Here is an 11,377-nt window from a genome sequence, read left to right on the forward strand (position 1 = left end):
CGGCATCAGGAGATCCGTTCATGCCTGTGCGGCCGCCCCTCCGAAGGGCGGCCGCACAGGCACGCGTGGCTACCAGCAGTAGGCTTCCGGGGCCTCGCCGCCGGGGCCGGGCCAGATCTCGTCGAGCTTGTCCAGTGCATCCTCGGGCAGGGTCACGTCAAAGGCGCGCCCGCTGGTGGCGAGCTGTTCCGTGGTGCGCGGGCCGACGATCGTGACGGTCACGGCCGGGTTGTGCAGCAGCCAGGCCAGAGCGACGTCTGGGGGTTGTTCACCGAGGTCGGCACACAGCTTCTCGTACGCCTCCAGCTGGGGGCGGTACCGTTCAATGGTCTGCTGCATCTGCGGCGTCAAATGGCGACCGCCTTGGATCTTCTTCAGCACGCCGCCATGGAGCCCGCCGCCCAGCGGGCTCCAAAGGATCAGCCCTAGGCCGTAGTACCGCAGAGCCGGGATTACCTCCGGCACGATGGTGCGGGCGAACAGGTTGTACAGGAACTGGTTCTCACCTGCGGAGCAGGCGGTCAGGGGCTTCAGCCTGTTGTCGACTGGTGCGCGGGCGAGTCGGTCTCTTGGGTGGCGGCCAAGGAGGCGAGTAGGCGCAGGCCCTCCTCGGACGGCGAGCCGGGCTCGGCGGTGTAGATGGTGAGGGTAAGACCGGGTTCGGCGGCCATCTCCAGGCCCTCGAAGGCGAGCGTGAGTTCGCCGACGGCCGGGTGATGGAACCGCTTGGTGCCGGTTCCATGGTGGCGCACGTTGTGGGCGCCCCAGCGGACGCGGAACTCCTCGCTGCGGGTGCACAGCTCGCCGACGAGGTCGTGCAGGTCCTTGTCATGGGGGTTACGGCCGGCTTCGGTGCGCAGGATGGCCACGGCCATGTCGGCGAACAGCTCCCAGTCGGGGTAGAAGCGCCGGGAGGCGGAGTCGAGGAAGTTGAAGCGCGCGAGGTTCGCCTGGTTGCCGACCGCGGCGTAGAGATCGGAGTAGAAGGCGCGGGCCAGCTGATTGGCGGCGAGGATGTCCATGCGGCCGTTGCGGACGAACGCCGGACCGGCGGTGATGGCGTCCAGCGTCCACTGCAGGCTGCGGTGCGGGGTCCACTGCCGGGTGGTGCGGCGCCGGGGTCGGGTGAGCACGTCGGAGCCGTCGGCCGCCTGGGCCAGATGCAGAAAGTGGGCGCGCTCGGCGTCGTCCAGCTGCAGCGCGCGGGCGACCGCCTCCAGGACGGCCGGGGAGACACCGGCGAGGTTGCCGCGCTCCAGTTTCGCGTAGTACTCGACGCTCATGTCGGCCAGGGCGGCCACCTCGCTGCGGCGCAGTCCTGGGACACGCCGCCTGCTCCCGGACGGCAGCCCGGCCTGCTCCGGGGTGATCTTCGCTCGCCGCGAGGTGAGGAACTCGCGGACCTCGTCACGGTTGTCCATGTCTCGACCGTAAAGCCCGGACGCTGCCGGAGCGATGCACTGGTAGTACACCCCTTACTGGTAACTCGATGCGCGCGCGGAAAGCGAGTTATCTGGATGGCGTGGCACTCCCAGCGCTTCGGGTGTGCCGAGCCAACTGCACGAGGGCGCGGGGGCTGACACGACCCGCCCCACCAGCACGTAAGGACCCATCATGCGCGGAGCAGTGATCCACGCCCCCGGCGACGTCCGCTTCGAGACACTCGACGACCCGAAGATCCTCAGGCCGACCGATGCGATCATCCGCACGGCCGTGACCTGTGTTTGCGGCTCGGACCTGTGGCCTTGGCGTGGCCTGGACGCGACCGACCAGGCGCACCCGATGGGCCACGAGTACGTCGGTTTCGTCGAGGAGGTCGGAGCCGAGGTCACCTCGGTCAGGCCCGGACAGTTCGTCGTCGGCTCCTTCGCCACATCGGACAACACCTGCGCCAACTGCCGTAACGGCTTCCAGTCCAACTGTCTGAACCGCGAGTTCATGAGCACCTGCCAGGCCGACTACGTGCGTATCCCCAACGCCCAGGGCACCCTGGTCGCCACCGACGAGGTGCCCGGCGAGGAGTTCTGGCCGGGTCTGCTGGCCGTCTCCGACGTGATGGGCACCGGCTGGTACGCGGCGGAGGCCGCGGAGGTGAAGCCCGGCTCGACCGCCGTGGTGGTCGGTGACGGGGCGGTCGGGCTGTGCGCGGTGATCGCCGCGAAGGAGATGGGCGCGGAGCGGATCATCGCGATGAGCCGCCACGAGTCCCGGCAGAAGCTGGCCCGGGAGTTCGGCGCGACCGACATCGTCGCCGAGCGCGGGGAGGAGGGTGTCGCCCGGATCAAGGAGATGACCGGCGGGATCGGCGCCGACTCGGTCCTGGAATGCGTGGGCACAGCGCAGGCCATGCAGCAGGCGCTGCAGTCGACGCGGCCGGGCGGCAACGTCGGCTTCGTCGGCGTCCCGCACGAGGTGGCGGTCGACGGCCAGGAGCTGTTCTTCTCCCACGTGGGCCTGCGCGGCGGCCCCGCCCCCGTACGCCGCTACCTGCCCGACCTGATCGACCGCGTCCTGACCGGCCGCATCAATCCCGGCAAGGTCTTCGACCTCACCCTGCCCCTGGCGGAGGTCGCCGAGGGCTACAAGGCCATGGACGAACGCCGAGCCATCAAGGCCCTGCTCAAGCCCTGACCCAGTCATACCCCCAAGGGGGCGGCGCCGCCCGTCCGCCCCCTGGTTTCTCCCTGCGAAGGACTTACCGTGACCACGTTCGCTCTCATCGGTGCCGGCCCCGGCCTCGGCTTGGCCGCCGCCCGCCGCTTCGGGGCCGCCGGGCACAGCATCGCGCTCGTCTCCCGAAGCGCCGACCATCTGGACAGCCTCATCGCCGCACTGGATGACGACGGCATCAAAGCCGGCGCCTTTCCCGCCGACGTCCTCGACCCCGCCACCCTCACCGCGGCCCTGCACACCGCTGCCGAGACGCTGGGCCCGGTGGAGGTCCTGCAGTACAGCCCGGTGCCCCGTGCCGACTTCATGAAGCCGGTTCTGGACACCGGCGCGGCCGACCTGGAAGACCCCCTGGCCTTTTCTGTCAAGGGTCCGGTCACCTGTGTGAACGCCGTCCTGCCCGGTATGCGGCGGCTCGGCCGCGGCACGCTGTTGTTCGTCAACGGAGGCAGCGCCGTGCGCCCGCACCCCGAGCGGGCCGGCACGTCGATCGCATTCGCCGCCGAGAGCGCGTACGCGCGCATGCTCCACGAGGCGCTGGCCCCGGAGAACATCCACGCCGCACAGCTGATCATCCCCGGCGCGATCCGTCCGGACGCCGAACACAGCAGCCCCCAGGTGCTCGCCGAGCGCCTGTACTCCATGCACACCGAACGGCACGGGTTCCGGCACTACGCCGAGCCCCTGCCCGACTGAACGGGGCCGGACGACGCCATGACCCGCGCCGTTCCGTAGCCGCACTCCTGGGCGTGGTGACGGCCTGCACCGACTCGTCGCCCGCCACCCCGCTTGCGTCCGCCGCCTCCCGTCAACAGTCCTCGACGGCCGCAGCAGACAGTCCACTGCCCGAGAGGTACATCGCCGTGAGCGTCTATCACGACGGCCCGCGATCGCGCTCGCTCTCAGCGGTGCATCCGGCCGAGGACGGATCGTTGCCCAGCACGCCACTGCGGCGCACGAGCATGCCTTGGAGTCGGAACCGACGCAGCGCCGACCCGCATCGGGCTTGTGCAACTGCTGCTCAACGTCGATTTCCAGCGGGAGCGCAGGCGTCGCAACCGCGTCCCCCACCTGCTCCGGACTGTCCCGTTGCCGCGTGCAGGACACCCTCCGCACCGCGGTCCCACACCCGTTCTGTTGTTTCATCCAGCAAGGAATTTCCATGAGCATGCGTTCCACCGCACGTCCCGCCAAATCGTCCGGCACTTTCAACCTGGGCGGCGATCTCGCAGTCAACCGTCTCGGCTACGGCGCCATGCAGCTGACCGGCCCCGGAGTGTGGGGCGACCCGCGTGACCCGGACGAGGCTGTCCGCGTGCTGCGCCGCGCAGTCGAGCTGGGCATCAACTTCATCGACACCGCTGACGCTTACGGCCCGTTGATCAACGAGCAGTTGATCCGGAAGGCTCTGCATCCGTACGCCGACGATCTGGTCATCGCCACGAAGGGCGGCCAGACCCGGCAGGGTCCGGGGCCGAGCAACTGGACCCCGAACGGTCGCCCCGAATATCTGCGCCAGCAGGCGGAGCTGAGCCTGCGCCACCTCGGGCTCGAGCGGATTGACCTGTACCAGCTGCACCGCATCGACCCCACGGTCCCGCTGGCCGAGCAGATCGGCGAACTGGCCCGTCTGCAGCAGGAGGGCAAGATCCGCCACATCGGAGTTTCCGAAGTGACAGTCGAGCAGCTCAAGGAAGCGCGAACCTACGCCGAGATCGCCTCCGTGCAGAACCTCTACAACCTCGCCAACCGGTCGGCCGAGGACGTCCTTGAGTACGCCGAGGCCGAGAACATCGCCTTCATCCCTTGGTTCCCCATCGCCACCGGTGAACTCGCTCGTCCGGGCGGCCCTCTGGATGCCGCAGCTCGGCAGCACGGCACCAGCCCTTCGCAACTCGCCCTCGCCTGGCTGCTGCGCCGCTCCCCGGTGATGCTGCCGATCCCCGGCACTTCCCGGGTCGCGCATCTGGAAGAGAACACTGACGCCGCGCTCATCAGGCTCACCGACGAGGAGTTCGAGGCCCTCAGCTCCGCTGTCTGACGGGCAAAAGGCCCCGCACCTGGGCCGACGCTGATCGCCGACAGTGCAGGGGCAGAGCCCGCGAACTGCGCGCACCCCGTTGGACCGGGTGCGCGCGGCCGCGTCGACGGCTCCGGGTGATATCCCTCGTCAGGGAGTGGCACTCGGCCGACCCGATCAGGTCGAGGGCGTAGCTGCCTCCGGTTTCGACGCCTCCTGCCGCGAAGCCCTCGCGGATCCTCTGGTTGGGCAGTTGCCGCCGGGTCTGCTTGCGGGCCTTGGCGTGCCATGTCGATACGCCGCCGTACGCCGGTGCCAGCCGCGTCACCGGACGGTGGTTATGCGGGTCGTGGCGAGAGCGGCGCTGAGTGTCACTGCGGCGGCGAGGGCGAGGCTGACGCGCAGCCCGTGCTCGAAGCCGGCTGGGGCGGAGATCAGGGCGCCGAAGACGGCCACGGCCAGGGCGCCGCCGACCTGGCGGCTGGTGTTGAACACGCCGCCGGCGGTGCCGGTCCGGTGGGCGGGCACGTGCTCCAGCAGCAGTGCGGTGGTCGGCGGCATCACGAGCGGACCGGCCAACCCGACCGGGATCAGCAGCAGCGCGCTCTCCCACACCGGCGCCGACGCCGGCACCAGGGCCAGTGCGACGGAGCCGACCGCGATCAGGACGAGGCCCGAGATGATCGGCACGCGAGGGCCGGTGCGCTCTGAGATCCGGGCCGAGAACGGGGTCAGGCAGGCGCTGACCAGCATCATGGGCAAGAACGCGATTCCGGCGCCCAGCGCGGACAGGCCGTGCTGCTGCTGGAAGTACAGGCTGAACAGGAACGGCAGGCCGTAGAAGCCGACCATGAACGCGAAGCCGATCCCGGTGGCGACCGCCACTGTCGCGGATCGGAACAGCTCAAGCGGCACCATCGGGTGGGCAACCTTGGCCTGCGCGGTCACGAACGCGGCGAAAGCCACCGGCCCAAGGGTGAGAGCTGCGAGGACCCGCGGCGCCGCGAAACCCGCGGCCCCCGCCTCGATGACCCCGAAGGTCAGCCCGCCCATGGCCAATATCCCGGTGATCTGCCCGATCCAGTCGACCGGTGACGGGTGGGTAGGGGAGTGGGGGGCGCGGGCGAGGAGCAGCAGGGTGATGACACCGACGGGCAGGTTGATCCAGAAGATCATCCGCCAGGACACCAAGCTCAGCACACCGCCGAGCACGGGCCCGGCCGCCGACGCCACGGCGCCGCCCATCGCCCACACCCCCACCGCGCGAGCACGGCGGGCCGGGTCGGGGAAGGCGTGCCGCACCAGCGCCATCGAGGTCGGCATGGTCACGGCCGCACCGATGCCCTGCACCATCCGCGCGGCCACGAGCACGGGCAGCGAGGGGGCAAGCCCACAGGCAGCCGAGGCGATGACGAAAAGAATCAGTCCGCCTGCGAACGCGCGACGGGCTCCGATCCGGTCGGACAGGGCGCCGGCTGACAGCAGCAACGCGGCGAACATCAGGGTATAGCCGTCCACCACCCACTGCAGTCCGGTGATGCCGCCGCCCAGCGCGTCACGGATCGGAGGCAGAGCCACGTTGACGATCGTCGCGTCGAGCGTGATTACGAAAAACCCCAGGACGGCGGCGGCCAGCGTCGCCACAGCATGCTGTTCTGGAGCCCGCGCGCTCGCAGTGGTGGAGCGGCGCAGAGAGGCGATGAGAGACATGACGTCGCGCGATCCTTCAGGGGAGGGGACGGATTCCGGACGCGGACGGCCGGCCTGCGGCTACAGAACCACGCACCCGAGTTGACCTGGGAGTCACGGCTGGGAGGGGTACTGGTAGGGACCCCCCAACGGCGGGCGGCCTACGCTGGAGCGGTGCCAGCCGATGCCGTCCGCGAGGACATCCGAACGTTCCTCACCAGCCGTCGGGCCCGCCTCACCCCGAAGGACGCTGGCCTGCCCGACGTAGGCGGGCGGCGCCAGGTTCGCGGGCTGAGGCGCTCTGAGGTGGCCCAGCTCGCCGCCATCAGCGTTGAGTACTACACCCGCCTGGAACGCGGCAATGTGCGCGGCGTCTCCGACGACATCCTCGACAGTCTCGCAGCCGCCCTCCGCCTCGACGACGTCGAACGCGCGCATCTGGCCGCCCTCGTCCGCGCCGCCAACGCCCCGCACCGCACCATCGGACGCGACGGCGGAATCGCACACGTGCGCCCCAGCCTCCAGCAGATCCTTGACGCGATGACCGGTGCGGCCGCCTTCGTCCGTAACGCCCACCTGGATATCCTCGCCACCAACCGGCTGGCGCGGGCCCTGTACCGCGAAGCCCTCGACACCGAAGTTCAGCCGCCCAACCTGGCCCGCTTCGTCTTCCGCGATCCGCGCGCCCAGCGGTTCTACCGCGACTGGAAGGGCATCGCGCACGATTCCGTCGGCAGCCTGCGCACCGAAGCCGCCCGCACCCCGACCAACAGCGACCTCGCCGACCTCATCGACGAACTCGCCACTCACAGCGAGGAATTTGCCCAGCGCTGGGACGCTCACGACGTCGAGTACTACCGCAGTGGCCGCCAACGCTTTCACCACCCCGATGTCGGTGACCTCGACCTCGACTACGACGCACTCGAGATCCCCGCCGACCCCGGGCTGACCATCGTCACATACACGCTCACGCCCACTTCACCGCACGCCCTCGCCTTCACCCGGCTCCAAGAACACGCCGCACCCCAATGAATCGAGCCTACGGCGACGGCCAGCGCACACCGATATCCACTACCGCGAGGGTGGCATCAGCGACGACTTCCCCTTCCTGCTCCACCACGAGGTGGCCGGAGTCGCGGAGTCCGTCGCCAAGGACGACACCGACGTCGCCGTTCCCGAGTACCCCGGCACCTCCAGGTCACAGCGCCTCGCGCTGCGGCAGGTGCTCACCGTTCCGGGGGTTGCGCCGATCCTCTCGGTGGCGCTGGCGTTCGTGCTCGCACACAACATCCTCTATATCTACATCGCCCCATTCCTGACGTCGGTGGGCCTCGGCGGTCGCGCCGACGCCGTCCTGCTGGTCTTCGGTGTCGCGTCGCTGGTGAGCATCTTCCTGACCGAGGTGTGGATCGACCGGCACCTCCGCCGGCTCATGATCGCGGCGAGCGTGCTCTTTGCCCCCGCTACGCTGACACTGGGGTTCTTCGCCGGTATCCCAGCCCTGGTGTACGTCTCCGCCGCACTGTGGGGGTTCGGCTTCGGCGGCACCGCGACGCTCGTCTCGACCGCATCCGCCGAAGCCGCGGGGGCTGCCGGGGATGTCGCGCAGTCACTCGTGGTGATCTGCTGGAACCTCGGCATCGCCAGCGGTGGCGTCATCGGAGGTGTGCTTCTCTCGGCCACCGGCACCGGTTCTCTGCCGTGGTGGATTCTTGTCCTTGTCGCCGCTGCGCTCGTCGGCACGGTCGCAGCTCGCCGCCACGGCTATTCGACGCGCGAGCGCCGCACCGAGCGGGAACTCCTCGCGCAGGCATCGGCGTGACCGAGCCCGCCAGGTGGCGCTGTGCAAGGCGGACTTCCCGGGTCTCATCGCTACCGATCATAGGTTCCCCTCTTACTCGTTCTACTCGTTCGTACGAGAAAGCCGAACCGGAACTCTCCTCCGTCGTCCCCAGCGCAGACGCCTCCGCTTCCGCCGAAAGATGCCCTGCCAGTACCTCCTTCGGCAGGGACTCCCTGCGGAAGCGCGGAGATGATGCGATGGATGCATCTCCGCAACGACACAAGCAAGGAGCACGCACATGGCCACCTACGACTTCACGGGCAAGGCCGCGTTCGTCACCGGAGCGAGCGCGGGCATGGGAGCGTCGACCGCGCGCGCTTTCGCCGCGAACGGAGCCGCGGTCGCGCTGGTCGACCGCAATCGGGAGCAGGTCGAGCGCCTGGCCGCCGAGCTCACCGAACAGGGGCACCGCGCACTCGCCCTCGTCTGTGACGTCTCGGACGAGCAACAGGTCGCAGATGCCGTGAACGCGACCGTGGCCGAGTTCGGTCGCCTGGACATGGCGTTCAACAACGCGGGGATCATGACACCGCCAGCCGACGCTGCGGACGAGTCGGCCGAGGCATTTGACGCCATCGCATCGATCAACCTGCGCGGTGTGTGGGCGTCGGTCAAGCACGAGCTCGCACAGATGCGCGCGCAGGGGTCGGGGGCGATCGTGAACTGCTCCTCCCTCGCCGGACTCGTCGGCGGCCTCGGGCGCGCCCCCTACACTGCCGCCAAGCACGGCGTCGTCGGTCTTACACGAAGCGTTGCGCTGCAGTACGCACCGCTCGGGGTACGCGTGAACACGGTCTGCCCCGGCACTATCGAGACCCCGATGGTCGACCGCATGACCGCTGCCGGAGAGCTCGACCTCGACGCCACCCTCGCCGCGACGCCGATGAAGCGTCTGGGCACCGGCGAGGAGATCGCCGCCGCGGTGCTGTGGCTGTGCAGCGACGCCGCCAGCTACGTCACCGGGGCCGCTCTCCCTGTCGACGGCGGCTACACCGCCGCCTGACCCACGCCATCGCGCTAGCGGCCGCCAACACCCAGGAAAAGACCCGGACATGGGACGGCGACACGACATACCGGCTGCTCACCGTGCTCGTCGATGCGGACAACCCCCGTCGCGCCCGCCGCGCCCGCGACGAGGTCGAGCGGTACGGTCAGGCCACCGCTGACGAACTCGCTGCGATCCCCAAGGACTGCTGCCCTACCAGGTCAAACGGACCACCCGCAGTACGAAGGCCGCCGGAGTGCTCGCCGAGCACACCGACCGCATCCGCGTCGACGGCTCCGCCCACCACGGGGACACCTGGCCGCTGCGTGCACGCGGTCTCCGACGCGGCCTCGTGCCCGCTGAACTGGCGGCTGTTCCTGCCCCAGGAGTGGGCGGATGACGCCGTCCGGCGCCGGCGGACCGGTGTGCCGGAGGACGTCGGGCACCGGGAGAAGTGGAGGCTGGCCCTGGACGCCCTGGACGCCCTGGACGCCCTGGACGCCCTGGACGTCCTGGACGAACCGGCCGGATGGGGGCTGGTGCCGCCGGTCGTGGTGGCGGATGCCGGCTACGGCCAGAACGCCGACTTCCGCGCCGGCCTGGCAGAGCGAGAGATCCGTTACGTAGTCGGCATCTGCAGCGATATCACCGTCCAACCGCATGAGGCGACTCCTTCCACCCCCGCTTGGTCAGGTTCTGGACGCCGGCCGGTTCCCCGCTAGGCCGTGTCTGATAACTGATCAGGACAATCGTCCGCCTCACCTTGTGACCTGGGGATCCGTCGCTCGTGAGAGGCTCAGCCGCGTGATCAATCCAGACGATGGCCCGCGTCGTGCACTGTTCCTCAGAGGTGCTCTGGAGCCGACGTTGCCGGGCGTGAGGACGATTGACAGTGGCAGGCCGCGGCCGTCGATTGAAACATGCACCTTGGTCGTCAGTCCGCCCCGGGACCGGCCAAGGGCCTGCCGAGCCGCCGAGCGTTCCGGATCCTCCAGTTTGTCCCCGTTGGGTTCCCCTTTTTGCGGGCGCCGGCGGCGTGCTGGTGGGCGCGGCTGACGGTGGAGTCCACCGAGATCGCCCACTCGACCCGGCTCACCGCGTCGTCGCGGACCTGGACGTGCTCCAGCAGCCTGGCCCGGGTCCCGTCGACCTCCCAGCGGGCGAACCGTTCGTAGACCGTCTGCCACGGCCCATAACGCTCGGGCAGGTCACGCCACCGAGCACCCGTCCGCAACCGCCACAGCACCCCGTTGACCACCTGCCGGTGATCCCGCCACGGCCGACCCCGACCATCCAAGCCCGGCAGCAGCGGCTCAATCCGCTCCCACGCCACATCCGTCAACTGGCCTCGACCCGCCACAAGATCAATTATCAGACACGGCCTAGACTAGCGGCATCCGCCAATGATGGACCGCGGCCGCGTTGCCTACGATTCCTTCGAAGCGCCCTCATGACCCGGTCAACCGGTCTTCGGCACACAACCGGATTCAGCCCCGCTGTCGATGGCGGCGGACGTAATGCTCTGGCACCGCCATCAGCGGCTCTCAATCTCCGTCCGTATCGCTACGCGTAGCGCGAGCGTATGTGTCGCGTCGGTGACTCCTTCGCGCCGCTCTTCGACCGGACTGCGGCTCGCCGACTGCCGTCGGCTCCGGTTCGGCACCGTCCTCCGACGATACGTCGCGGGCATCGACGCCAGCGGAACATAGCCGACGATCGCCGGTTAGCCAAACCGGCAATCCTGCGGAGTATCTGTGTCGGCGTGCGGCGACCAGGTAGATCATGTGCCCCATGACAAGGACTTGTAGAAGCAACCTGGGCGCTGCTGAACAGTTGCGTAGCGGATCTAAGGAAAGGCTGTGAAGGTGCGGTTCATGGACATTGGGGAAACGGCAGATTATTTGAACGTGTCCGTCTCTTGGCTTTACAAGAACGCCGCGCGTTCGGGACTGGCAATGTACAGGTTCGGTCCAGGACCGAATGCCAAGATCCGGTTCAAGGTGTCAGAAGTCGAAGCCTGGGTGAAGCAACAGCGAGTGGCAGGCCGGTGAATGCATTTGCGGGGCCGTGAGCGGCCGGAATCAATGACCTCTCGGTAATGTTCTAGATTGCTGCTGTTGTGGGATGTAGGTTTTGGTGACTGGGTCGTTGGTTCGTGGGATGGGGTCGT

10 protein-coding genes and 2 pseudogenes are annotated in these 11,377 nt (G+C 68.8%); 8 read left to right on the top strand and 4 right to left on the bottom strand.

The window, feature by feature from the left end; genetic code table 11:
• Positions 1 to 69: 69 nt before the first annotated feature.
• Together BZY54_RS05335 and BZY54_RS05340 are read right to left on the bottom strand one after the other, a co-directional pair.
• Positions 70 to 534, bottom strand: a complete 465-nt coding sequence (locus BZY54_RS05335; protein WP_279634656.1) for an aldo/keto reductase — start codon at positions 532 to 534, stop codon at positions 70 to 72.
• Positions 531 to 1,421: a helix-turn-helix transcriptional regulator gene (locus BZY54_RS05340; protein WP_086723373.1), complete on the bottom strand. Its 891-nt coding sequence runs from the start codon at positions 1,419 to 1,421 to the stop codon at positions 531 to 533. Before BZY54_RS05340 ends, BZY54_RS05335 begins: the two co-directional genes overlap by 4 nt.
• 193 nt (positions 1,422 to 1,614) lie before the next feature.
• On the opposite strand from BZY54_RS05340, the gene BZY54_RS05345 reads away from it, so the two are divergent.
• From BZY54_RS05345 to BZY54_RS05355, 3 genes are all read left to right on the top strand, one after another.
• Positions 1,615 to 2,631, top strand: a complete 1,017-nt coding sequence (locus BZY54_RS05345) for a zinc-dependent alcohol dehydrogenase family protein (protein WP_086723374.1) — start codon at positions 1,615 to 1,617, stop codon at positions 2,629 to 2,631.
• A gap of 69 nt (positions 2,632 to 2,700) precedes the next feature.
• A complete protein-coding gene (locus BZY54_RS05350; protein ID WP_086723375.1) occupies positions 2,701 to 3,366 on the top strand; it encodes an SDR family NAD(P)-dependent oxidoreductase in 666 nt (221 codons plus the stop codon).
• Positions 3,367 to 3,832: 466 nt separating this feature from the next.
• A complete protein-coding gene (locus BZY54_RS05355; RefSeq protein WP_086723376.1) occupies positions 3,833 to 4,711 on the top strand; it encodes an aldo/keto reductase in 879 nt (292 codons plus the stop codon).
• 303 nt (positions 4,712 to 5,014) lie between these two features.
• Here BZY54_RS05355 and BZY54_RS05360 read toward each other — a convergent pair whose 3' ends face one another.
• Positions 5,015 to 6,400: a DHA2 family efflux MFS transporter permease subunit gene (locus tag BZY54_RS05360; RefSeq protein WP_086723377.1), complete on the bottom strand. Its 1,386-nt coding sequence runs from the start codon at positions 6,398 to 6,400 to the stop codon at positions 5,015 to 5,017.
• 153 nt (positions 6,401 to 6,553) lie between these two features.
• On the opposite strand from BZY54_RS05360, the gene BZY54_RS05365 reads away from it, so the two are divergent.
• From BZY54_RS05365 to BZY54_RS05380, 4 genes and pseudogenes are all read left to right on the top strand, one after another.
• Positions 6,554 to 7,411 carry a helix-turn-helix transcriptional regulator gene (locus BZY54_RS05365; protein ID WP_086723378.1) on the top strand — a complete coding sequence of 286 codons (858 nt, stop codon included), beginning with the start codon at positions 6,554 to 6,556 and terminating at the stop codon, positions 7,409 to 7,411.
• 91 nt (positions 7,412 to 7,502) lie between these two features.
• A complete protein-coding gene (locus tag BZY54_RS05370; RefSeq protein ID WP_086723379.1) occupies positions 7,503 to 8,201 on the top strand; it encodes an MFS transporter in 699 nt (232 codons plus the stop codon).
• Between the two features lie 259 nt (positions 8,202 to 8,460).
• Positions 8,461 to 9,225, top strand: coding sequence for an SDR family NAD(P)-dependent oxidoreductase (locus tag BZY54_RS05375; protein WP_086723380.1), 765 nt, complete (start codon positions 8,461 to 8,463; stop codon positions 9,223 to 9,225).
• Positions 9,226 to 9,533: 308 nt separating this feature from the next.
• Positions 9,534 to 9,926: pseudogene (locus BZY54_RS05380) on the top strand (transposase); the annotation flags it as partial.
• Between the two features lie 144 nt (positions 9,927 to 10,070).
• Here the strand turns inward: BZY54_RS05380 and BZY54_RS05385 are convergent.
• Positions 10,071 to 10,567, bottom strand: a pseudogene (locus tag BZY54_RS05385) (IS5 family transposase); the annotation flags it as partial.
• Positions 10,568 to 11,081: 514 nt separating this feature from the next.
• Here BZY54_RS05385 and BZY54_RS55305 point away from each other — a divergent pair.
• The gene (locus tag BZY54_RS55305) at positions 11,082 to 11,258 is read left to right on the top strand and encodes a helix-turn-helix domain-containing protein (protein ID WP_143668007.1); all 177 of its coding nucleotides are present in this window, start codon (positions 11,082 to 11,084) and stop codon (positions 11,256 to 11,258) included.
• Positions 11,259 to 11,377: the final 119 nt, after the last annotated feature.

The sequence above is a fragment of the Streptomyces carpinensis genome, assembly GCF_002154505.1.
GTDB classification, from domain to species: Bacteria; Actinomycetota; Actinomycetes; order Streptomycetales; family Streptomycetaceae; genus Streptomyces; species Streptomyces carpinensis.